Below are 22,732 nucleotides of genomic sequence, written 5' to 3' on the forward strand. Positions count from 1 at the left end.
ATGTAAATAAATTTTCAGCTTGGTCTGAAAGTTGCAAGTGCTTGCGTAATACCCGTCATTGTGAAGCAAGTACTATGAAGTTTGATATTAAAGAAGAAGACATGATCATTAAGCCCTATAACACCGAAGGGCCAATTTATATCCGCGAGCAAAAAGGATTTTTTCAGCGCATACGCCGTAATTTAGGTTGGCTGTTAATGCTAACTTTTATTGCAATACCGTGGATCCAATATAACGGTCAACAAGCTGTGCTGCTTGATGTGGCAACGCAAACCTTTACTATTTTTGGTTTAACACTCCTTCCTCAAGATTTTATGATTTTAGCCTTGCTATTCATGGTGGGGGCTTTTGCGTTATTTTTTGTAACCAACTGGCTTGGTCGGGTTTGGTGTGGATACACGTGCCCGCAAACAATATGGATGCTCATGTTTTCGTGGGTAGAGCAGCGCATAGAAGGCACGCGAAATCAGCGAATTAAATTAGATAAATCTCAGTGGACGCTAAGTACTTGGCGCAAAAAAATAACTAAGCACAGTGCGTGGATTATTATTTCAGTTTTAACCGCCACCTCGTTTATGGCGTATTTTATTCCAGCAAAAAGTTTGTATATGGAAATGCTTACATTTGAATGGTCAGGTATTACGAGCTTTTGGGTGTTTTTATTCGCTTTTTGTACTTACGGTAATGCAGGGTTTTTACGCGAAAAAATGTGCACGATTGCTTGCCCGTATTCTCGTTTTCAGGCTGTTATGTTTGATAAAGATACGTTGCTTGTAACCTATGATAGCAAGCGCGGTGAAAGTCGTGGACCGCGTAAACGCAAAGCCGATCCAAAAGAGCTTAACTTAGGTGACTGTGTAGACTGTAACTTATGTGTAGAGGTTTGCCCGGCAGGTATAGACATTCGAAATGGCTTACAATATGAATGTATAAACTGTGGCTTATGTATTGATGCTTGCGACGATACCATGGAGAAATTTGGTTATCAAAAAGGCTTAATTAAATACGCCAGCGAAAAACAAATGGAAGGCAAAAAAACCAATCCATTTAGATTAAAACTAATAGGATACGGCGCATTAACGGCTTTGTTAATCATTTCTATGTTTGCATGGATGCTGCAACGCACACCAATAGAAGCCTCAGTACTACGCGATAGAAATGCGCTTTATAGAGTGAACTACGAGGGCCTGGTAGAAAACCCTTATACACTTACTATTATTAATAAAACGCAGCAAGCACTGCATTACAGTATTGCCATAGAGGGCTTGCCAGAAGCAACACTCTCAAGTCCAAGTTCTACACTTATACAGCCAGGTGCAATGAAAAGAGTCCCCGTTACTGTAACAGCCGATGGTTACAATATTGCGCACAAAGTGAGTAAGTTACAATTTGTAGTAACAGCGCAAGAAGATGCCAGCATTACTATAACCAAAGACAGCCAATTTTATAAAAATTAGTCCAGTAATAAGCTCTATATAAACAATGACTTGAGCTTTACCTAGCTCAAGTCATTGTTTAATTCATTTAAAATAAAATACTTTGCCGATTCTAGATTATCAAAAAGACAATCTTTGAAAGAAACGTCTCTTTTGGCGTTTTGCATTATTCGTTGCATTTGGCTTATAGCAATAGGTGATGTAAGCACAAACGCGCTAATTAAACAGTTATTCTGCTGCATGCTGTGGCTTATGGCTACCATTTCTTGCTCGGCCTGTGGGGTTGCTGCTACAACGTTTGATGAGTCACTTATATAACCCCATTTCTCGCCTTTAAATGATTGAATGGTTTCAAAAAGCGCTGTTTTAAAATTACTTAAAAGCTCAAGTTCTAGGTTTCCGCTAAATTGTGCAATAACTATATTATTTTCAAGCGATAAATTAACGTGTCCGTTTTTATTTTTGTATTCCATTAATACCTCCTAAATTAGCTTTTTATCTAAATTTAGTTTAGCAGCCAAGAGGGTACAAGCGGCTGCAAACTTATTAAAGTGCTTTAATATAGTTAAGGGCGCTTTTAATAACCGCTACTTGCGCCAAAATACATTCTTCATCTGTGGCTGTTGGACTATCAGGGTATACCTCTGTTGTGGTTACATAGGGTGCATCTGTAAAGCCCATACACAAACCTAAATCGCGTGCTGCGTAATTAATAACGCCAAATTGCTCTTGAGGGACGCCTATTAACTGGTTATTTTCATCACTCGGTGCAATGTGCGTGACCTTTGCTACATCTTCGATAATTACTTTTTGAAATTCAGGCTCAGGCTTATTGGTATCGGCCACTAAATAAAACCCATCAGGTATGTTCCAATTAGTGTTTGTTGTGCCTTCACGGGCAGCAAGTGCGGGTCTAAATTCACTGTTATCGCTGTCGGTTGTTTCGTGTAAATCAATATGAGCAACTAAGTCTACATTGAGTGATTTTACAAACGCCATAATAGCTGCTGACTCTTGTGCTGGGCTGCCTTCGTAAAATGAGCGGTTAGGATCAATAGCATCAGGGTTCCAGCGGTTTATAGTTTCATATCCCCAAGGGCTAATGCAGGGCGCAACAACAATATTAAACTGCTCTGAGTGTTGCATAGCGGATGTTTTAGCAAATCTAAGTGCGCCATGTACGCCACTGGTTTCGTAGCCATGTACACCACCTGTGATTAAAACAGTTGGTTTATTGGCATTAAAGTTAGGCGTTTTTAATATATATAATGGGTAAGTACCAGCGGCGTAATTAAGCTCGCCGTATTGCTCTATATCTAAGGTGCTTTTAAGGTCATTAATTAGCGTTACGACTTCGTTTTGGTAACTGCGTTTAATGTTTTGGCGTGCTAACCACTGGGCTTTATCGTTGTTATTCCATTTTTTGCCTGGTGTGCCAATAGGGTATGTGCTGTTAGTCATAATAAACCTTTATATCAACTGTTATTTGTTCTCCTATAAATAAGGAGGGCAATTACAATTGGTAAAATTACTTAATAAAGGCGTAGCTTAACGCTGAGTAAATTAGCGTGCAAATTAAAACGTTAAAGTCATATTTTTAATAGCGCGTGATTGCTGGGCTTTAATATAACTTTGGTTTGCGAACTCACCCGAAATACTACCTACTCGTTCACGCCTTACACTAACGGTTAAACTACACGTTTTACTTTGATCTACTTGCGAGCTGCTAAACATATCTAAGCTTTGCAAATCTATTTCAAGGCGCGAAGTGCCAAGCGCAAAAAGCATTGATTGTAAAAGTGTTTCATTATTATTGTTAGTGCAGCTACTGCTAAGTCCTACTTGACTAGTACTATTGGGATCAGTGCCATCTAACTGAACTGTAAGGGGACTATTAATACTAAAAGTTTGGTTGTTACTCGGGGTTAAAATAATAAAATTTAAAGGTAGTTCCACACCTGAATTCGTATTTATGCCATCGTCTCGTTTAAATTTTATATCAAACTGTTGGTTATCATCAGTAGCATTTATATACGCTTGGTAATCAACGTCTAAAAAGTCGGTATCTTTTGTAAGTACAATAGCAGTGTTATTAACAACAGCTTGCAATGAGTCGCTATCGCTTAAAATAATGTTTGAGCCATTAGCATCTCCCGCATTTAGCTCTGCGTTAACACGCGTGCGGTTACCGTCAGAAATCAGTTCAAAGCCTGCCCAAATTCCTTTTGTTTTTACTAAATTCGACTCTGTTTCTGTTGTACAGGCGCATAATAATAAAATTAAAGCAGTTGTGGTAATGCACTTTTTAAGCATGTTAGCTCCTTTTAACCACTGAATTAGCTATAAGTAATTGTTTAATTGCGGATATACCTGGTAAATATATTAAGTGTATTTGTGCATTGTTACACAACACACTATCTGTAAATGTTTAAAATTGTTAATGGTTGTGAGTAAAATGATAACATTAAGTTTTAAAAGTCAGCCTGCTAAGAGGTTGCTTGATAAATGGCTACTATTTAGCGTTAAATGTAATATAAAAGAGTATGTTACAATCAAGCCAAAGCATATCTTCATATTGAGTATTATGGCGCAGTATATTGCTACTCCAAGTTGGCTAGGCCGTTTTTTTACCCGTATTAAACACGTAACTATTGAACAAGAGCGCCTTGTTGTGCATTTTAGAAGTGCTCCCGCACGGACATTTTTAATTAAAGACTTTGATAATTACTCAATACTTAAAAATCGTTTATTTAGCGCCAAAATTAATTTGTGCGATAGTAGCAATACATCAATTAGCTTTTTAAACAAAGCACAAGCTAAGTCTTTAAATACCGCCCTTAATACGCAATTTTCAGCCATGCTTGAGCAAAAAGTAAATAACGCCAAGGCTTTGCTAAAGCGTTATGCTTTAGATGAGTTTTTACGTGATAGTTCCATGAAAATACTTAATAACGAAGTATTTTTACTTGCTAAACAATACGCTCAAAGTACAAATACATGGCAACAACACTTATCGCCAAGCAGTATTAAATTTTTAAATATACTGAGCTCCACACCCAATACTCACGATGCAATCGCACAGCTGCGCCATAAATATGAAAAAAAACAGCTAACTCTTAAAAATGACTTTTTTAATCAAGTAGAGTCAAATCCATTAACAACAGAGCAGCGCTTAGCGGTTATACGCGATAACGATAAAAACCTAGTATTAGCGGCAGCAGGCACAGGTAAAACATCTGTGATGGTCGCAAAATCGTTAGATCTAATAGCGTGTGATATTGCCAAGCCTGAGCAAATTTTGGTGCTGGCCTATAATAAAACAGCAGCAAATGAGCTTAAAGAGCGCTTTATTAAACGCGCCACGTATGCAAAATTGCATACCAAAGCACCCACTATTTTAACGTTTCATGCGCTTGGGCTTAAATTATTACAAAGTGCTAAAAAGCCAATCGAATTGTCAAAATTTGCAACCGACCCAGTTCAATTAAATAGTTGGTTAACTGGGTGGGTAAGTAAAAAAATACAAACCGAGCCACAGTTTTTAAAAGCATTTGTAGATTTACTCCATGAGCCGATTGATATATTTAGCTTTAAAGATAATGCACAGTACGAGCGGTACGTACGCGATAACGAATACCGTAGCCTTGCGGGTCATAAAGTAAAAAGTTATCAGGAAGTGCTTATTTCAAACTGGCTACATTTGAATTGCGTGGCGCACAGTTATGAGGTGAATTATCACTTTAATCAAGGCGCAGAGCTAAGTGGGCAATACCAACCAGACTTTTATATACCTCAATACGATATTTACTTAGAGCACTTTGGCATTGATAGGCAAGGGAATACTCGTGCCGATATAGATAAAAAACACTATAACGAGCAAATTGCATTTAAGCGTAAGTTACATAAACAAAATGGCACCACTTTACTCGAAACCTTTCATTACAACTGGGTAGAAGGAAAGCTAGAGCAAACTCTCGCTAAACAATTAAAGCAGCATAATGTTGAATTAACACCTTTAAGTAACGACGAAATATTTCATACTTTAAATAACTCAGGACAGTTACAGCAAGGCATTGATAAGTACATAAAATGCTTACAAGCTATTCGAGTGGAGCAACTAAGTAATAAGCAAATAGCGCAGCGCATCAAGCAAAGTGGTATTAAAAACTATCAACAATATGCAAACTTGTTAGTGCAAATTCATGACGCTTATATAAATGAACTAAGCACGCAAAATGCCATTGATTTTGACGACATGATTATTCAAGCAACAAAGGCGATAGTAAGCGGAGATTTTAATATTCCATGGAGCCACATTTTAGTTGATGAGTTTCAAGATATATCAAGTGCGCGTATGGTTTTTTTAAATGCCATATTAAAATATGGCAAAGGAATACGCTTTACTGCGGTAGGTGATGACTGGCAAGCAATTTATCGGTTCTCGGGTGGTAATTTAGCGCTTACTACACGCTTTAATGAATTAGTGGGCAGCCACTCACTTACTATGTTGCAAAAAACATTTAGATATAACAATAGTATTAGTGATGTAGCGGGGCGCTTTGTAATGCAAAACCCTGAGCAATATAAAAAGCAGATCAGCACACATACGCAAGTAACCACACCACAAGTTATTTTGTTAGACGATTTATACCAAGGCACTAAATCGATAGAAATAAAAGTACAGCAGAGCATAAGCACTATTCAAAAAAACGATGCATCAGCGAGCATTGCCATACTTAGTCGATACCGATACATGTTAAATAGCGTGCAGCAGCATTTAAAAGATAAAAAGCATACAAACCCTCTTTATTTTTGGACATTGCATAGCGCTAAGGGGCTTGAAGCCGATTACTGTATTATTATTGGTTTTGAACAAGGTAAATTAGGGTTTCCTAGCGATAATCAAAATAACGTCCTGGTGGAGTCGTTATTACCAGTGCAAGATGAATTCACTCACTCAGAAGAAAGGCGTTTGCTTTATGTAGGTATTACGCGCGCAAAACATAAAGCGTATTTAATTGCAGACCCTTATGCATGCTCAGCGTTTGTAAAAGAACTAGTAAATGACGATTATCCTATTCAAATCGGCTCCACGTTGTTTAACAAGTCGCAACTAAAGCAAAGAGAGTGTAATACGTGCAGCGACGGATTAATTGTGCCAAAAACGGGTCAGTATGGTGATTATTATAGCTGTACTAATACGCAGATTTGCGAAACTAAACTACGAGTGTGTAAAAGCTGTAGTAGCCCATCAGTTGATAAAAGCACGTATTCACAATGTGTGAATACAGAGTGTAAAACGCAGCATCCAATTTGTGAAAAGTGTGGTCGCGAAATGCGTAAACGTAAATCTAAGCACGGTGAATTTTTAGGGTGCAGTGGTTTCGCGCTTAAAGAGGATAACTGTAAAAACACTCGAAAAATGAATGTTTAATGGCTAACGAGCAGGTTTACACCTGTCTATTTTATAGAACAATGTAAATAGAAATTATATTCATTTGATTGATTTTAACAAGTTATCAATGTCTAATAGAAGAATGAGCTTTAACTGTTGTTTATTATGCATTTTTTCAATAGGTTCTTTTTATTAAACGATCACTATTCAGCCCCTGATCAGGTTGCTAATTGGCGAGTAAGTGCACTGCGCATTATTCTATCATTAGTAATGGTGTTATGTTTTGCTGTGGTGTGCCACACGTACGCAAGCGCTATTGAGTTTAACTTAATTTATATTGTTGTATTAACAAGCAGTTTTTTTGCGACCGTATGCGGTTTGCTTATAGCAAGTAAGCGTTTTTATCACTTCAGCGCTCATGTACTTTTAATAGCCATTGTAGCTGCTAGCGTGTCAATGAACTTATTTTTAACAGACCTAGAACTTGCTAAAGTGGGCTCTATGTATATGTATTCCTGCCCAATAATCGCACTTATGCTACTTGGTTATAGAACAGCCCTTGCTTATGGCGTATTAAATATTGTACCGTTTTATATGATCATCAATAACGTTGATGTATCGGGCTTAACTGGCATTGCTCAGCAACTTCCCGATGCCAGCTTATACATTACAGGGCTAATATTCTTATTTTTTAACATTTGTATTCCCCTTGCTGTGGCACGCACAATTGTGGCTGCTAAGCGTTTAAACAAAACAATGATAAGCGCTAATACACACCTTAAAGATAAAAATGAGCTTTATCGAAGCCTGTTCACCGAATCAAATAAAGCCAAAATTATTGTTGACGAAAATCTTGTCATTACTGATTTTAATCAACACGCTATTGATATGTTTGGTATAAAAAAAGAATTAAAAGAAGAATGCGTTAACCTTTCTCATTTATTTCCTACTTTAGTTTTTGACGCCCCTAATGCTCAAAATAAAATTGTGAAGTACAAAAAAAGCTATTTTAAAGCCTGCTACCAACAAATAACAATGAGTACAAACTACCGTGTATACGACTTTTACGATTGCACGCAAGAACAGCTCATTAAACAAAATTTATCGATGATGGAACAAGAAAATAAACGTTTACGCTTTAGAGACTCGCAAACAAAACTACCTAATAGAGAATGGTTTGAGCTGCAATGCGACAGATTAACAAGCAAATACCAAAAAGGTTTTTTTATCGTTGTTACCCAAAGTGCAAATAGTGAATACTTAAATTTAAAGCTCACTAAAGCCGACTCTCAAGCATTACTTATTAACGCGTACAAGCGTTTAAAGGCGATGGCAGATGGGCCGTTGTTGTGTGCCCATATAGGAGTAGGAAAGCTTGCTTTTATAATTGGCGCAAACTCGCAAAACGAGCTTGAAGATAAGCTATTAATGCAAATAAAAAATACATTAGATAAAACTTATAATGTGTTTGGCACTAAGTGTCAGCAATCATTTTTATTTGGTTTTGCAAAGTATCCTGATCACGGAAAAAACAGCACAACAGTACTTAGCAATGCGTGCGAAGCACTTAAAGTTGCAAACTGTAATATGCCTCTAAGTGGTTATAACGAAAAACAATCACAAGCTTTTATCGAAAAATACGAAATTTCGATGTTATTAGATGAAGCGCTTCAGCAGGGCGATTTGTCGGTACACTATCAACCTAAAGTAGATGCAACGGGTAAATGTATAGGGCTTGAAGCTTTAGCGCGTTGGAACAGTCCTATACTAGGTAATGTGTCGCCAGTGGTATTTATTCCTATTGCCGAAGAATACAGAATGGTCAGTAGGTTAACCGATCTGATTATTCAAAAAGTCTGCGCTCAAATTTCCAATTGGACTAAGGCGGGTTTACCGAGTGTGCCGGTGGCAATAAATATATCTCTAATTGATTTTAGCCAAACCGATTTTATGTCAAAACTGGTTAAATACCTTGCCGACTTCAACGTAAAGCCACCTCAAATAGAGTTAGAACTGACTGAAACCTCTCTTGAGGCAAACCAAGCGCATTCGCTAAAGCTTATGCAAACACTGCAATCGTGGGGTTTTACTATTTCGGTTGATGATTTTGGAGTGGGGTATTCTAATATTGCACGCCTTGCCGATTACCCTATTAACAAGCTCAAGTTAGATCGCTCATTAATCAGCCAAGTAACAAGCTCTACGCGTCAAAAAAGTTTAGTTAAAGCGGTGCACGTTATGTGTGAAGAGCTTGATATTAAGTGTGTAGCCGAAGGAGTAGAAACCCAAGAGCAAGTAGCAATAATGGCGCAAATGGGGTGTAAAGAATTTCAGGGCTTTTACTTTGCGAAACCAATGTCAGCCGAAAATTTTGCAGAGCATGTTAGCCGCCATGGCTTAGTGTTTAACCCCAAAGAGGTGACGGCTCAACTTTAAATGTATAGCAGGTATTTTATTACCTAGTTACAGAGCTGTTGGGCGTTTATAGTTATTTCGCACTGATGAATAACTCCTGCTCCCCAATGCTGTATATCTGATTGAGCAGTACAGCCTGCATCTTCAATTAAAGCCGTATTGGCATCACATAAAAGTAGCACTGCGTTATCATCTTGTACGTTTACAATAAGCGTGTATTCCCCAAAAGGTGCAAGTTTGCTTAAATCGTTATTAACAGCGGCTTTTAATAACTCATCAGTTGTTGAATAGGATGTTTCACTAAATTTTAGTGTGCCATCAACGGCTGTAGCAATATCTTTTAATTGTGAGGCTAAGTCGGCCATCACTTCTGGATTGTTTTTTTTAGGAGTGTAGCAACCGCTAAGTAATACTATGAGGCTTATATAAAGTAAGTGTTTCATTTTATTGGCTCCATACCGTCATCGTGTTGTGTTCATCGTAGCCTGTATCTAGGTTCCAATTTTTAATTGCACTGTAATCAGTATCTAAAAATACGGCATTGGCAATAATGGTTATGTAGTGCTGAATGTTACTAACGGCAAAGTCAAAAATATCGTTGTAATGCATAGGCTCGTGCGGCGTTTTTAGATGTTCAATAAAAGTGGGGTCTACTTCGTTTGGGCGAGGATAAAACAAGCCTAAATTAGCAGCAACATGGCGTGCACAGGCAAATAATCGATAGCTTTCTTCAACATTATTTACTACAAGCTGAAAACCGTTATGCCATGAATTAAAGTTAGGAGCGTGTTGTGCTGCGTAGCTTGGGTGAACCGTTAATAAAGCATGTCGCCAAATTTTTGCAATATCGGTATCAAAATTATCGTCTTTGTTAGTACAAGATCCAATATTTTGTTGCACGCGGTCAGCATAACCTAACTCACCTAAGTTTAAACGTTGCCAAATAAACGCGTCTTGATTCATTTCGCAGGTACGGTGCGCCGTTTGGTTTTGCGCGTAAGGGCCTACTTTTAATTCAACAACCGGATGCACTGTTATATCTGCAGCAACATGGGCCATATAACCGCATAACCAGGAAAAACACTTTTCAAATGCTTCACCTTCAAGTGTTTTACAGTATTCAATCATTGCTTTAAGTAAATCGCCTGTGTGCTCATAGTGCATTAGGTCGGCCCACGCATTTTGGCTAGGCTGCGCTACAGCTAAGTAAGGATAATCGGGGGCTACACAGCCTAGTTCAAGGTATGCTTGGCGTTGGCTTAAAATAAGCTTTGCTTTTTTAGGCATATCCATTTTAGCGAGTGACTTGGTTTGCGTTGCAATATTAACAGCAGTGATGTGCGCAAAAGCACCTGGCATTGTCATATCCTTATGATTTATTAATAAGGGTACAGATTAACATTGAGAGGGGGTTAAATAAAGCCAACTAAATGCAAGTATAGCGGGGTAAACACCTATTAAATTAGCTGCTCAACTAATTGGCCATTCTCGTATAATTTAGCATGTTGACGCTTATGTTCTTCAAATAGGTAAGCTCTTAGTTGCTCTTGACCGCTATGAATTTGCGTTATTTTAGCGGCTATACCTTGCGTGCTTTGCCTTACGGGTTCTATTTCCATCGAAATACTTTGTTTGTTAGGTAAAAGAAATTCCATGTGCTGCGATTTATTTAAATGGTTACCTTTTCTGAGGGGTTTTAAAAACATCCCCGTGTTTGATATTGATTCAATTTTAAACCCTTGGCTTTTAATATTTAGCTCACTCCAGCGCCAACTGCGCAGCGTGCCTTGTGTGTCTATTACTTCGGGGGCGGTTAAAATCGGTTTGATTATACCGGCGCTATCAATTTTCAAGTCCAACGGAAACCATAACTGATAGTGTGCAACCTCTGCGAGCAGGGTTAAATTAGCGCTACTAAGTAAGTGAGCAATATTGGCTGGTACTGAACTTTGTAACGTTAAAACGTGACTGTTGTGAGCATGTGACTTTGTATTGGGCTTAAATAACTCAGCAAAAAAATTTATCTCTTCATTAGAAAAGTCCATATTTCACCCCAGTTACATAAAATAATTCACCACCGTAATTTAAACAATGAAATTGGTCAATAAATGCTCCGTTTAAATTTGTTTAGATAATATTTACAAAGACAGAAGGGCAAACTAAACAATGTATTTAAATGCAGTGCTTAACCCGAACGTTTTTCAGAGACTTGAATTATTTAACATTTATAAAAATATATTTAGGCGCTAGTGGCTAGCTGTTAAACTACAGCACATTAGTTTTATTATTTATATTAGAGTTTACATTATGATATGTGCATTTTTACGTGATCAACAGCCAAAGTTACTGGGTATGGTAGTGGCATTGTTCGGTGCCGGTTTTTCAATAAATGCAGTGGCTCAAGAGCAAAGCCAAACTTTAATTTTAGTGGGGTCAGAGCTTACTACCTGTACTAGCGCCAAGCTTAATAACTGCCAAAAAGAGCCTGTTATTGATGGTAAGTCACATAATTTATATACACTTAGCAGCTCTCAAATAAAAAACATCGCGCAGCATTGGCCTAATAATAATGTTGAGGCAAAAACGGCTGTATTAAAAACACTTAAAGCCATACAAAGTAAATCGTCAAATAGCGTATCAAAAACAGATTTACTCTGGCAGTGGCGCGATATAAATAATCAGCAATTAGAAAGTCTAACTCAGCAAGAGTACAACTTTGTATTTGATATGCTAGAAGTACCGCTACTTAATAAAAACGGTGAGCGTGTAAAAGAGCAAGTAAATACCGATTTTAATAATGAGGTTGCGACTAATAATATTTTACAATTTGTGTCGGGCAGTTTAAAAGTTAATAACGCAAAACCAACCATGCTTGCTATTACGGCTTCGAGCCGCGACCCTTATGAGTCGGCAGATGTAGCGCAAAGCCTTTTGGCACAATCAAATATAAACACTCAATGGTTAGCACTAACGCCAGCGCTTGCTAAAGCGATTACGAGTAACTCGTGCGATGAATTACCTGCGCTTAGAAATACATTAATGAATGTGTATAACCGTGAAGTGATTTATCCCGATCGCACAAAGGCCGAATACGCTTTATGTAAAAATGGCACTAATGCACTTGTATCACTTATTAAAAATAGTACCGGTGTGATGTTTAATAGCGGTAATACAGCATTAACTCACAAGGTATTATTTGATCAAAACAATAACCCATACCCGTGGACGCAAGCATTGCAAACTCGCCCAGTAATTGTAGGTGAAGGAGCCGGTGCTGCAATCCAAAGTAAAGTGACGGGCATGCTTACAAATACGACAAGCCTTGAGGCACTTCGTAAAAGTGAAAATAACACTAATGCTGGTGGGCTGGGCAGTTTTAACTTTGGTGTACTAGATACTCAATTTAGCGAACAAAACCGTACATTTAGGCTTGCAGCAGCGCTAAATAAAAACGAAGTGAAAAATACTAAAACAGAGATTCGACATGGTTTTGGTATTGATGAAAATACAGCCTTAGTTGTTATTAAATCGCCAGAAGGTAGCTTAATAACCGTAATAGGCAAAAGTGGTGTAGTGCATTTGGCTAACCAAGGTAAAGCCCAACCTGGGAGTAAGAGCTATAGCTATTCGTACTGGCCTACAAGCAGTGTAATTGAAATTACCAATAATACGTTTACATTAAGCGCACGCACAATAGATGAAGCGTTACCCGCTATAAAAATACCTCCACTGCCAGTGCAGCGTTTTGGCTCAATTTTAACAAATTCAAAACTGCGTTCACTTACTCAAGCGATGTGCCTAAGCCAAGAGCAAAGTGCGGTAGCCCAACAAGACGAGTTTATAATTAGCCTTACAGCAACGAGTGACACGCAGTATCATCGCGTAAATGCAAAAGAGTTTGGTTGTGCGCTAAGCAATTTAGAGTTAGCTATAAAATCGATTTAGTGACTAACCTGAGCCAAGGGTTTAAGTTTTTGGCTCTTCTATATAAAATAGCCACCATAATGATTTAAAAGCCTTACTAAAAGAGTGTCAAAATGAATAAAGAAAATGATGTAATTTCTAGTCTAGCCGAATTAGAAAGCTTTTTATTAAATGTAGAAAACGGCGGTCTTGGCCTTAAGGGTGTTTCGGGCGTTGGTATGGCAACAAACAATAGTGATGGTAGTCGTTTTGTAGCCGTGTTTGACGATAATCAAAAATTACTTTTAGCGCGCGGTATTACAGAAGATGTATTCCAAACAGGGCAAGATATGGTACGTAATGGTGTAGGGCGCAAGCACTAGTACTTTAATAAAAAAGCGCTTAGAGCGCTTTTTTATTTTAATTTCAATAAATTGAAATCAAATGCCTTCATATAGATTCCACAAAGGCCACTTCAAGTTAATAACAATTAAATATAACCCCCTCAAAAACCACAAAACTAGCCAGCTAAACTCAGTTTTATTAAGTGCGCTTAGATAAATAAGATAGTGCTACGGATAAATTGTAGAATCAAAACAGATGGATTTTGGCTATATTTTGTAGAGAAGTTTAACTTATTCATATAGAGGGAGTTTATACCAATTCGCTTAATTAAGTGATCTATTTTTAGGATGGAAAAACGTGTTGATAGCTAGGCAAAAAATTCGCTATTTAGTTGTTCTAAATGAGAATTTTTTAACACAGGTAGCGACACGTTTAGCCCCGCAAAATGATTAAGTATTATTGCGGATTGGTATTAATGGTCGGTATGGAGAGATTCGAACTCTCGACCCCTGCCACCCCATGACAGTGCGCTACCAAGCTGCGCTACATACCGACGTTGTTTGCAATAGTACGTGTATTTTTTTAAAAATCAATAAGCGATTGTTTGTTTGGGTGTTTATTACGCAAGAGGCCTAAAAAGGCGCCCTTGCGGTGTATTAATTAGCTAGTCTTTATTTAGCCACTTTTTGATCGAGTCATACATCTCATCTCGTATTAATGGCTGAGCTTTTTTGTTAGGGTGTAAACTATCGTTTTGCATTAGCTCAGGTTGGCTGGCAATATCGAGCATAAAAAAGTTCATTAAATGCGCATTTGTTTCTTCGCTAACGCGCGAAAAAGTGTCAGTAAACATTTTACTGTAACGCGGGCCGTAATTAGGGGGAATGTAAATCTCCATTAAGGCGGTCATCGCATTAGCTGCTTGGCTTTTTTGAATAAGAGACGTTAAGTTAGTTTGCATTTTTTTGACTGGAAAACCACGTAAACCGTCATTAGCACCTAGCTCAATAAGTACATGAGTGGGTTCGTATTGCTCAAGCAATGCATCTAAACGGCGTAGGGCTCCACCAGATGTTTCGCCACTAATACTGGCGTTGATAAGTTCAATGTCGGCTTGTTCGTCATCGTATTTATCTTGTAACAATTTTACCCAGCCTTCTTCTTGTTGAAGTCCGTAGGCTGCGCTTAAACTGTCACCGAGTATTAAAATCGTGTTGTCGGCTGCTGCGCTCAGCGGTTTGATAACTAAAAATAAAATGAATACTAAACGAAGGATTGAATGAGTCATATGTCAGCGCTTTCTCAATTAAATATAATTCAGGTTAATGGTTTGTCTAAAGTAGTCTCTACCTTTGAAGGTGAGCTGCCCATCCTCAGCGACATCAGCTTTAATGTCAAGCATGGCGAGTCTGTTGCTATTGTTGGCACATCGGGCTCAGGTAAATCTACGTTACTCAGTTTATTAGCAGGGCTGGATACCGCCAGCAGCGGTGAAATATTTTTAGATGGTGAACCATTACACAATTTAGATGAAGAAGAGCGTGCTGCACTGCGCGCCGCTAAAATTGGATTTGTGTTTCAATCGTTTATGTTAGTACAAAGCTTAACGGCACTTGAAAACGTTATGCTACCAGCAGAGCTTGCTGGCGAAAGTGATGCGAAAGAGCAAGCAATTGCTTTGCTTGAAAAAGTAGGCTTGAGCCATCGAATTGATCATTACCCGTCGCAACTCTCTGGCGGTGAACAGCAGCGTGTTGCTATTGCGCGAGCATTTATTGGTACACCTAAAATACTATTTGCTGATGAGCCTTCGGCTAACTTAGACAGCAAAAACGGTAAAATGATTGAATCCTTATTATTTGATTTAAACACGCAACACGGCACTACGCTTATTTTGGTAACTCACGATGAAGGGCTTGCACAAAAATGTGAGCACATTATTCAAATAGAAGCGGGTTTACTGGTAAAAAGCCAAGTAGAGGACGTTGCTAATGTGGGTTAAGTTAGCGCTTAAGTTATTTTCGCGAGAATTTCGCCGTGGTGAGCTCACGGTTATAAGCGCAGCTATCGCCCTTGCTGTTTTAACCGTGCTTACACTGTCGATGGTTACTGAGCGAATAGGGCAAAGTATTGCGCAAAAAAGCAGTGCTTTTATTGCAGCAGACCGTGTACTTGCAAGCGACCATGTTCTGGACACCGCTTTTATTACTCAAGCACAGAGCCAAAATTTAAAAACGGCGCAAATGGTGTACTTCGACACTATGTTGTTTGCCGATGATGAAATGCAGTTTAGCTCAGTAAAAGCGGCATCTAATGCGTACCCGCTAAAAGGGCAGTTAAAAGTTAAAGATACCCTAACCGGTGAAACTAAAGTTGCTAATAGCGGACCAACGCCGGGTAATGTGTGGCTAAGTGAATCGGTATTTTACAGTTTAAATATTGATATAGGCGCACAAGTAGAGCTTGGCGCGGCACTATTTAATGTTTCAAAAGTTATTGTAGAAGAGCCAGACGCGCCATTTAATGTATTTTCAAGTAGCCGCCGTGTGCTTATTAATATTGACGATGTGGCAAAAACTGAAGTTGTGCAGCCGGGTAGTCGTGTTTATTACCGCCAACTTTATGCAGGTAGTGAGGCCGACATAAATAGCTTTTACGAGTGGCTTAAACCACAAATGAAAGAAAACCAACAATGGTATGGCGTTAAAGACCGCCAATCACCCATTTCAAACAGCTTAAACCGCGCAGAGAGCTTTTTATTACTAGCCGGCTTATTAGGTATTATTTTAGCCGCAGTGGCTATAGCTGTTTCAGCAAAACGTTATTGTGAACGCCAATACGACCCAGTAGCGATGATGAAAACGCTAGGCGGTAGCCGTTCAATGATCCGCAAAATATACATGCTCCATTTATTGCTTGTATGTGCAATGGCGGTAAGTATTGGGCTGTTAATTGGTTATGGCTTGCAAGAAATAGCAACAAGTTACTTATCAAAAAGTATGGGCACAGAGCTGCCTTTAGGTGGCTTTAAACCTTGGCTGGTGGCTATAAGCACTGGCGTAATTTGTGCCGTTATGTTTTCTATTAAACCATTATTTGATTTATTTGATATTCCACCGCTTAGAGTTCTGCGCCGTAACTTAGGCGACAAGTTGGCAGTAAGTCGTGTGCATTTAGGTATGAGTGCGTTAACCGTGTTTTTATTAATGTGGTTATTTAGTAACAACATAAAAATAACGCTTATTTTGTTTATATCAACACTTGCGCTAATTGGTGTGCTGTTTTTAGTATCTAAATTAATATTTGGTGGTGGTCGAAAGCTAGGATTAAAGCCAGGTAACAGTTGGTCGCTTGCAATTGCATCTATCCAAAAGCGTGCAAATGTGAACGCGGTACAGTTAATTAGTTTTTCGTTAGCGATTAAATTACTGCTGTTTTTAGTGGTACTTAAAAACGACATGATATCTGATTGGCAGTCGCAACTTCCAAGCGACGCGCCTAATGCGTTTTTAGTTAATATTACGCAAAATGAGCTTGAGCCAATTAATGAATATTTAGCACAAAAAGATATTCAAGTATCAGAGTTTTATCCAACTATTCGTGGGCGCGTAAATGCTGTGAACGGCGAGTTGGTAGCGCGCTCTGTATCGCTGCAAGACAACGAGAAAAAAGACGAAGAAGCACGTGCAGGTATTGGCCGCGAGCTAAACCTTACATGGCTTAAAGATGTGCCTGACCAAAATGAAGTAACACAAGGCTCGTGGTTTGGTGACAATGCGATGGCTGAGGCTTCAGTAGAGGAGTCGATGCTTGAGCGTTTAGATGTTGAGATAGGCGATACGCTTACATTTTTAATTGGTTCGCAGTCGTTCGACGCTAAAATCACCAGTGTGCGCAAAGTAAATTGGGCCACGCTTAAACCTAACTTTTTTATTATTTTAAGCCCTGATGTACTTGCAGATTTTCCCGCGACGTATATTTCGTCGGTACGTATAAATCCAGATCAAAAACGTGACTTTAGCCAGTTATTACGTACTTACCCTACTATTACAGCCATTGATATTGATAACTTTGTTAAGCAAATACAAACTACTATTTCGCAAGTATCGCTCGCCATTGGCTTTGTACTTGCAATTGTTGTGCTGTGTGGCGCGCTTGTACTTATATCACAAGTGCAAGCTAGTTTAGGTGAGCGTATGCAAGAAATTGTCATACTGCGAACGCTTGGCGCTAAAAGCCGATTAATTAAAAACGCGACCCTGTATGAGTTTTTATTACTAGGCGGTTTAGCTGGTTTAGTGGCTGCATTTTTTAGTGATATAGCGCTTTTGATTGTGCAGCAACAAATGTTTGATTTAGCAGGTAAGTTACACCCACATATATGGATTATAGGGCCGGTAGCTGGCGGCGTATTTGTGGCAGGTTTAGGTTATTTAATGATTGCCCGAACACTTAAACAAAACACCCAAGGATTAGTGCGTGCCCTAGGGTAAGCTTAAACTAACATGCTCTGTAAATGCCCACCTAGTACGTGGGCATTTTTGTTTTTCTTTGTACTGGTAATTTATACAGTGCTCTGGCATTATTAGCGTAATTTAAAAATAATAACAATGGAGCGCTGTTTGGCCATCATTTTAGGGATCGATCCTGGTTCACGTTTGACCGGATATGGTGTTGTTGCCCATCAAGGTTCTAAATTTACATACTTAGGCAGTGGCTGTATTAAGTTAGCCGATCATCCTTTTCCGGTTAGGCTTAAAATGATCTACCAAGGCATTACACAGCTTATTGAGCAGTTTTCGCCAGAAACCTTTGCCATTGAAAAAGTATTTATGGCGCACAACCCCGATTCAGCTTTAAAACTAGGCCAAGCTAGAGGCGCTGCGATAGTTGGCGCTGCGATGGCCGACTTACCCGTATTTGAATACTCAGCTAGGCAAATTAAGCAAGCAGTAGTAGGCAACGGTGGCGCAGATAAAACACAAGTGCAACACATGGTAAAAAATATTTTAAAACTACCCGGTACGCCACAGGCCGATGCAGCTGATGCACTCGCTATTGCGATTTGCCACGCCCACTCAGAACAAAATTTAATTAAACTAGCGGGTAGCGCAAGCAAAACCGTTAGAGGACGTCTAAGGAAATAACTATGATAGGCCGCTTAAATGGTATTTTAGTCGAAAAACAGCCACCAGAAATATTACTCGAAGTAAGTGGTGTCGGTTACGAAGTACAAATGCCAATGACCTGTTTTTACGATTTACCAAAAATTGGTGAAAATGCGATTGTTTACACTCACTTTGTAGTGCGTGAAGATGCTCAACTATTATTTGGTTTTAATAATAAAGTTGAACGTGCCTTGTTTAGAGAGCTATTAAAAGCAAATGGCGTAGGGCCAAAACTTGGCTTAGCTATTTTATCGGGCATGTCGGCAAAACAATTTGTAAGTTGTGTAAATAACGAAGACTCAACATCGCTTGTTAAATTACCCGGTGTAGGTAAAAAAACAGCCGAGCGTTTAGTACTCGAAATGAAAGACAGACTAAAAGATTGGGGCAATGATTTATTTACACCATTTAGCGACAGCGCAGTAATAGAGCCAATGAGCGATGCGACAATTGCTAATAATGCAGCGGATGATGCCGTATCGGCACTGCTTGCATTAGGTTATAAATTGCCACAAGCTCAAAAAGCAGTAAAATCGATAAGTAAACCCGATATGTCTACTGAGGTTCTTATTAGAGAATCTTTAAAATCTATGTTGTGAGTAACCCATGATTGAAGCGGATCGCTTAATTGATGCGACTGAAAAAACAAATGAAGACTCTATAGATCGTGCAATAAGACCAAAACTTTTAGCCGACTACAGAGGCCAGCCTCATGTTAAGCAGCAAATGGAAATTTTTATTGAAGCTGCGCGAACTCGTGGTGAAGCGCTCGATCATTTATTAATATTTGGCCCACCTGGGCTTGGTAAAACCACGCTTGCAAATATTGTAGCCAATGAATTACACGTAAGTATTAAAACAACATCAGGCCCTGTACTTGAAAAAGCAGGCGATTTAGCTGCTCTACTTACTAATTTAGAAGAGGGCGACGTACTGTTTATCGATGAAATACACAGGCTAAGCCCGCAAGTTGAAGAGATACTGTATCCCGCAATGGAAGACTACCAGCTTGATATAATGATTGGTGAAGGCCCAGCTGCGCGTTCTATTAAATTAGACTTACCTGCATTTACACTCATTGGTGCAACCACACGAGCAGGCTCGCTTACATCGCCACTGCGTGACCGTTTTGGAATTGTGCAGCGATTAGAGTTTTATTCTGTAGAAGATTTGTCGCACATAGTAGGGCGCTCTGCACATTATCTTGGTTTAGAAATGTGTGACGATGGCGCTACCGAAATTGCCCAGCGCTCACGCGGCACACCACGTATTGCAAACCGCTTATTACGCCGTGTACGCGATTACACTCAAGTAAAATCTGACGGTACAGTAAACGCCGATGTAGCTAAGCAAGCCCTTGATATGATTGACGTAGATAAAAGTGGTTTTGATTATATGGACCGCAAATATTTACTCGCCATAATCGAAAAATTTATGGGCGGCCCTGTCGGGCTCGACAATGTAGCGGCTGCTATTGGCGAAGAGCGCGAAACAATAGAAGATGTAATAGAGCCATTTTTAATCCAGCAAGGATTTATTCAACGTACACCACGTGGGCGCATAGTGTCTGACAGTGCATACCATCACTTTGGTTTACTTCCTAAAAAAGACTAGCCTATATACTTTACTTGCTGTGGTTTATTGCGCAGCAGGTAATTGTTTCAGTATCCCTTTGTTTCAAATTATTATACCCAAAACCTCAACACACTGTTGCAAATGTTATTTCAAAATACAAATACGCTTTATAGTTAACTGTTAATTCACAGGGCGTTAAGACTCGCGAGGCTATCCTGCGTACCATTCAAACTAGTAAGCGAATTACTTATTGTAAATTAGGTAGGGCAATTATTAGTTTATAAATAAAATATGTAGCGCGCTAAATTGCAGGCAAAAAAAAGCCCGCAAAAAATGCGGGCAAACAACAAGTTGAAGGAAGTAATCCAGGGGAACTACGTTTTACTAAATTTGGTTTTATCCAGAAAGAGTAAAACAATGTAATACGATAAAATATCCTATTACTAAGAACTTGGCTTAATGAAACTATCTCATTCAGTGCGCTAGCTCGGTATGGGAGAATAATACGTAAGTTTACTTTTTTGTTCAAACTAGAAAATTTGTATTTTCAGATTAGAAAAACTAATTTAGTGAATTTTATTGTTGTTTGAATCTTGTGCGTTAATTAATCGTTAAATTTATAAGTTTATGAAATTTATAACTTAAGTAATTTATTTCGTTATAGCTCGGTATTAGTTTTACTATTACGTGCAGGTGAGGCTTATAGGTTTTGAGTGTTTATGCTCTTATTTTGAATAAACGGCGCATTTTATGACGTTTCATGTATATATTTACGCATATTTATAGTTAGCGAGTTTGTTTAAAAGTTTAAATAAAATACTGAGGCAAAGGGAAATGCCAACTAAAGCTGTTTTTTAACGTTTTTTGTTGCCTATTCATAGCAATACCGTTGTCAGCTTGAAATGGACTAGATACACTAGATGCAACTTTTGGCCGTGTAAACGGTCATATTTACACAAATTAACCAATTTGCCGTATTTTGAAATTATTTAGGAGTTTAACGTGGGATCAGGGCTTAATTTTTTAGATCTAATTTTAGAAGCAAGTTTGCTTGTTCAATTAGTAATGTTAGGGCTAGTTGCCATGTCTGTAATGTCGTGGACAATTATATTTCAACGTAAAAAAGCAATATCGGATGCGCTAATAAATGCTAAGAAATTTGAGCAAAAGTTTTGGTCGGGTATTGATTTAAGCAAATTATATAACGAGATATCGTCACGCAGCGGTCAGTCTCAAGGCATTGAAGCTTTGTTTACTTCGGGCTTTAAAGAGTTTGCTCGTCATAAAAAGAATACATTTCAAAGTGCGAGTATTGTTATGGAAGGAACGCACCGCTCTATGCGTGTTGCGCTTTCTCGTGAAATTGAAAAAATGGAATCTAGTCTATCGTTTTTAGCAACAGTAGGTTCTATAAGTCCGTACATCGGTTTGTTCGGTACAGTGTGGGGTATAATGAATGCCTTTATTGCACTAGGTGAAGTTAAGCAAGCTACATTACAAATGGTAGCACCAGGTATTGCAGAGGCACTTATTGCGACTGCTATGGGTTTATTTGCGGCGATCCCTGCTGTTATTGCTTATAACCGTTTTTCAAACAGTGTTGAAAAGCTTGAGTCTCACTATATTAACTTTATGGAAGAGTTTGCTAATATTTTACACCGTCAAGCAGCTACACAAATAGAGGCACAAGCGAATGTATCAGCGTAAAAAGCGCCGTCCGGTCGCAGAGATTAATGTAGTACCTTACATTGATGTAATGTTGGTACTACTTATAATATTTATGGCTACAGCACCGCTTATTACGCATGGTGTAAAAGTTGATTTACCTAAAATGGAAGAGTCTGATTTAGTTGATACTAAAGATACTCCGCCTATTATTGCCTCAATAGATGCACAAGGTAAATATTACGTGAGTGTAGGTACTGATCCAGAAGAGCCTATGGAAGCACTTGATGTGGCTGCGGTTATAAAATTACAGCTAATGAAAAACCCTGACGTGCCGGTAATGATTAAAGGCTCGGGTAAGGTGTCGTATCAAGAAGTATTATTACTAATGGATTTTTTGAAAAATGCAGGCGTACCATCAGTAGGATTAATGACTGAATCCTTTGAGGGGAAGTAGCTGTATGAATAGTTCAGTAGTAAAATCAATAGTACTTCATTTAGGGATTGGTGGATTTTTGTATGCTTCTGCAAATATTCATCCGCCAACACCTAAAGTAATGGAAGTAACGCTTAATTCGGCTATACCTACGCCAGATAAAGCGGTATCAGCCGTTACAGTTGATCAAAAACAAGTTGAGCAAAAAATTGCTGAACTTCAAAAGAAAGAAAAAGATAAAAAAAGTGCTGAAGATAAACGTATCCGTGATTTAGAACGCAGAGCGGCCAATGCACGCAAGCAACGTGAATCAGAAGCACGTAATATTAAAAAGCTAGAGCAAGAGCGTAAAGCTAAAGAGAAAGAAAAAGCGCAAGCTGAGGCAGAAGCTAAA

20 protein-coding genes and 1 tRNA gene are annotated in these 22,732 nt (G+C 38.7%); 13 read left to right on the forward strand and 8 right to left on the reverse strand.

From position 1 onward, the window contains the following. The first annotated feature begins 74 nt into the window (after window positions 1–74). Window positions 75–1,457, forward strand: coding sequence for a cytochrome c oxidase accessory protein CcoG (ccoG, locus tag H5118_RS18780; RefSeq protein WP_182749687.1), 1,383 nt, complete (start codon window positions 75–77; stop codon window positions 1,455–1,457). Window positions 1,458–1,498: 41 nt separating this feature from the next. Here the strand turns inward: ccoG and H5118_RS18785 are convergent, their stop codons facing one another. The 3 genes from H5118_RS18785 to H5118_RS18795 all read right to left on the reverse strand — a co-directional run bounded on the left by H5118_RS18785 (window position 1,499) and on the right by H5118_RS18795 (window position 3,749). Next, window positions 1,499–1,909 carry a hypothetical protein gene (locus H5118_RS18785; protein WP_182749689.1) on the reverse strand — a complete coding sequence of 137 codons (411 nt, stop codon included), beginning with the start codon at window positions 1,907–1,909 and terminating at the stop codon, window positions 1,499–1,501. A 73-nt stretch (window positions 1,910–1,982) separates the two neighbouring features. Further along, entirely contained in the window at window positions 1,983–2,897 is a 915-nt protein-coding gene (locus tag H5118_RS18790; protein ID WP_182671832.1) for a M14 family metallocarboxypeptidase, read from the reverse strand. A 114-nt stretch (window positions 2,898–3,011) separates the two neighbouring features. Beyond that, window positions 3,012–3,749, reverse strand: a complete 738-nt coding sequence (locus H5118_RS18795; protein WP_182749691.1) for a hypothetical protein — start codon at window positions 3,747–3,749, stop codon at window positions 3,012–3,014. Window positions 3,750–4,020: 271 nt separating this feature from the next. Here H5118_RS18795 and H5118_RS18800 point away from each other — a divergent pair, with 271 nt between their 5' ends. Together H5118_RS18800 and H5118_RS18805 are read left to right on the forward strand one after the other, a co-directional pair. Beyond that, window positions 4,021–6,870, forward strand: coding sequence for a UvrD-helicase domain-containing protein (locus H5118_RS18800; RefSeq protein WP_182749693.1), 2,850 nt, complete (start codon window positions 4,021–4,023; stop codon window positions 6,868–6,870). 126 nt (window positions 6,871–6,996) lie between these two features. Beyond that, a complete protein-coding gene (locus H5118_RS18805; RefSeq protein WP_182696234.1) occupies window positions 6,997–9,267 on the forward strand; it encodes an EAL domain-containing protein in 2,271 nt (756 codons plus the stop codon). Window positions 9,268–9,290: 23 nt separating this feature from the next. On the opposite strand, the gene H5118_RS18810 is transcribed toward H5118_RS18805, so the two are convergent. The 3 genes from H5118_RS18810 to H5118_RS18820 all read right to left on the reverse strand — a co-directional run bounded on the left by H5118_RS18810 (window position 9,291) and on the right by H5118_RS18820 (window position 11,291). Continuing rightward, window positions 9,291–9,689 (reverse strand): hypothetical protein, encoded by a 399-nt coding sequence (locus tag H5118_RS18810; RefSeq protein WP_002960664.1) that lies wholly within the window; start codon window positions 9,687–9,689, stop codon window positions 9,291–9,293. Between the two features lies 1 nt (window position 9,690). Next, entirely contained in the window at window positions 9,691–10,605 is a 915-nt protein-coding gene (locus H5118_RS18815) for a zinc dependent phospholipase C family protein (protein ID WP_182696233.1), read from the reverse strand. 98 nt (window positions 10,606–10,703) lie between these two features. Further along, a complete protein-coding gene (locus H5118_RS18820) occupies window positions 10,704–11,291 on the reverse strand; it encodes a hypothetical protein (protein ID WP_182696232.1) in 588 nt (195 codons plus the stop codon). A gap of 262 nt (window positions 11,292–11,553) precedes the next feature. On the opposite strand from H5118_RS18820, the gene H5118_RS18825 reads away from it, so the two are divergent. Both H5118_RS18825 and H5118_RS18830 read left to right on the forward strand, forming a co-directional pair. Next, a complete protein-coding gene (locus tag H5118_RS18825) occupies window positions 11,554–13,191 on the forward strand; it encodes a cyanophycinase (protein ID WP_182749695.1) in 1,638 nt (545 codons plus the stop codon). Window positions 13,192–13,283: 92 nt separating this feature from the next. Then, on the forward strand, window positions 13,284–13,532 hold the full coding sequence (locus H5118_RS18830) for a hypothetical protein (RefSeq protein ID WP_024596835.1): 249 nt from the start codon (window positions 13,284–13,286) through the stop codon (window positions 13,530–13,532). Window positions 13,533–13,970: 438 nt separating this feature from the next. Here H5118_RS18830 and H5118_RS18835 read toward each other — a convergent pair. Then, a tRNA-Pro gene (locus tag H5118_RS18835) sits at window positions 13,971–14,047 on the reverse strand. Between the two features lie 111 nt (window positions 14,048–14,158). Next, a complete protein-coding gene (locus H5118_RS18840) occupies window positions 14,159–14,782 on the reverse strand; it encodes an arylesterase (RefSeq protein WP_039490141.1) in 624 nt (207 codons plus the stop codon). Between H5118_RS18840 and H5118_RS18845 the strand changes: the two genes are divergently transcribed. The 8 genes from H5118_RS18845 to tolA all read left to right on the forward strand — a co-directional run. Next, on the forward strand, window positions 14,783–15,496 hold the full coding sequence (locus H5118_RS18845) for an ABC transporter ATP-binding protein (protein WP_008137049.1): 714 nt from the start codon (window positions 14,783–14,785) through the stop codon (window positions 15,494–15,496). It begins immediately after the preceding gene. Further along, a complete protein-coding gene (locus tag H5118_RS18850) occupies window positions 15,486–17,987 on the forward strand; it encodes an ABC transporter permease (RefSeq protein ID WP_182734437.1) in 2,502 nt (833 codons plus the stop codon). The genes H5118_RS18845 and H5118_RS18850 overlap by 11 nt, the downstream gene beginning before the upstream one ends. A 129-nt stretch (window positions 17,988–18,116) precedes the next feature. Beyond that, window positions 18,117–18,641: a crossover junction endodeoxyribonuclease RuvC gene (ruvC, locus tag H5118_RS18855; protein ID WP_002960649.1), complete on the forward strand. Its 525-nt coding sequence runs from the start codon at window positions 18,117–18,119 to the stop codon at window positions 18,639–18,641. Window positions 18,642–18,643: 2 nt separating this feature from the next. Next, window positions 18,644–19,261, forward strand: coding sequence for a Holliday junction branch migration protein RuvA (gene ruvA, locus H5118_RS18860; protein WP_002960647.1), 618 nt, complete (start codon window positions 18,644–18,646; stop codon window positions 19,259–19,261). A gap of 7 nt (window positions 19,262–19,268) precedes the next feature. Next, entirely contained in the window at window positions 19,269–20,276 is a 1,008-nt protein-coding gene (ruvB, locus tag H5118_RS18865; RefSeq protein ID WP_002960645.1) for a Holliday junction branch migration DNA helicase RuvB, read from the forward strand. 963 nt (window positions 20,277–21,239) lie between these two features. Next, entirely contained in the window at window positions 21,240–21,944 is a 705-nt protein-coding gene (tolQ, locus tag H5118_RS18870) for a protein TolQ (RefSeq protein ID WP_002960643.1), read from the forward strand. Next, window positions 21,931–22,359 carry a protein TolR gene (gene tolR / locus H5118_RS18875; RefSeq protein WP_002960641.1) on the forward strand — a complete coding sequence of 143 codons (429 nt, stop codon included), beginning with the start codon at window positions 21,931–21,933 and terminating at the stop codon, window positions 22,357–22,359. The genes tolQ and tolR overlap by 14 nt, the downstream gene beginning before the upstream one ends. Window positions 22,360–22,363: 4 nt before the next feature. Further along, window positions 22,364–22,732: cell envelope integrity protein TolA (tolA, locus tag H5118_RS18880; RefSeq protein WP_182749697.1), on the forward strand; the 369-nt coding region annotated here is incomplete at its 3' end.

This window comes from Pseudoalteromonas sp. SR41-1 (assembly GCF_014164015.1).
In the GTDB taxonomy this organism is placed as follows: Bacteria; Pseudomonadota; Gammaproteobacteria; order Enterobacterales; family Alteromonadaceae; genus Pseudoalteromonas; species Pseudoalteromonas distincta.

Excerpts from the sequence above, each read along its gene's own strand:
- ccoG (WP_182749687.1), top strand. The coding sequence starts at position 75 with ATGAAGTTTGATATTAAAGAAGAAGACATGATCATTAAGCCCTATAAC.
- H5118_RS18785 (WP_182749689.1), bottom strand. The coding sequence starts at position 1,909 with ATGGAATACAAAAATAAAAACGGACACGTTAATTTATCGCTTGAAAAT.
- H5118_RS18790 (WP_182671832.1), bottom strand. The coding sequence starts at position 2,897 with ATGACTAACAGCACATACCCTATTGGCACACCAGGCAAAAAATGGAAT.
- H5118_RS18795 (WP_182749691.1), bottom strand. The coding sequence starts at position 3,749 with ATGCTTAAAAAGTGCATTACCACAACTGCTTTAATTTTATTATTATGC.
- H5118_RS18800 (WP_182749693.1), top strand. The coding sequence starts at position 4,021 with ATGGCGCAGTATATTGCTACTCCAAGTTGGCTAGGCCGTTTTTTTACC.
- H5118_RS18805 (WP_182696234.1), top strand. The coding sequence starts at position 6,997 with ATGCATTTTTTCAATAGGTTCTTTTTATTAAACGATCACTATTCAGCC.
- H5118_RS18810 (WP_002960664.1), bottom strand. The coding sequence starts at position 9,689 with ATGAAACACTTACTTTATATAAGCCTCATAGTATTACTTAGCGGTTGC.
- H5118_RS18815 (WP_182696233.1), bottom strand. The coding sequence starts at position 10,605 with ATGCCAGGTGCTTTTGCGCACATCACTGCTGTTAATATTGCAACGCAA.
- H5118_RS18820 (WP_182696232.1), bottom strand. The coding sequence starts at position 11,291 with ATGGACTTTTCTAATGAAGAGATAAATTTTTTTGCTGAGTTATTTAAG.
- H5118_RS18825 (WP_182749695.1), top strand. The coding sequence starts at position 11,554 with ATGATATGTGCATTTTTACGTGATCAACAGCCAAAGTTACTGGGTATG.
- H5118_RS18830 (WP_024596835.1), top strand. The coding sequence starts at position 13,284 with ATGAATAAAGAAAATGATGTAATTTCTAGTCTAGCCGAATTAGAAAGC.
- H5118_RS18840 (WP_039490141.1), bottom strand. The coding sequence starts at position 14,782 with ATGACTCATTCAATCCTTCGTTTAGTATTCATTTTATTTTTAGTTATC.
- H5118_RS18845 (WP_008137049.1), top strand. The coding sequence starts at position 14,783 with ATGTCAGCGCTTTCTCAATTAAATATAATTCAGGTTAATGGTTTGTCT.
- H5118_RS18850 (WP_182734437.1), top strand. The coding sequence starts at position 15,486 with ATGTGGGTTAAGTTAGCGCTTAAGTTATTTTCGCGAGAATTTCGCCGT.
- ruvA (WP_002960647.1), top strand. The coding sequence starts at position 18,644 with ATGATAGGCCGCTTAAATGGTATTTTAGTCGAAAAACAGCCACCAGAA.
- ruvB (WP_002960645.1), top strand. The coding sequence starts at position 19,269 with ATGATTGAAGCGGATCGCTTAATTGATGCGACTGAAAAAACAAATGAA.
- tolR (WP_002960641.1), top strand. The coding sequence starts at position 21,931 with ATGTATCAGCGTAAAAAGCGCCGTCCGGTCGCAGAGATTAATGTAGTA.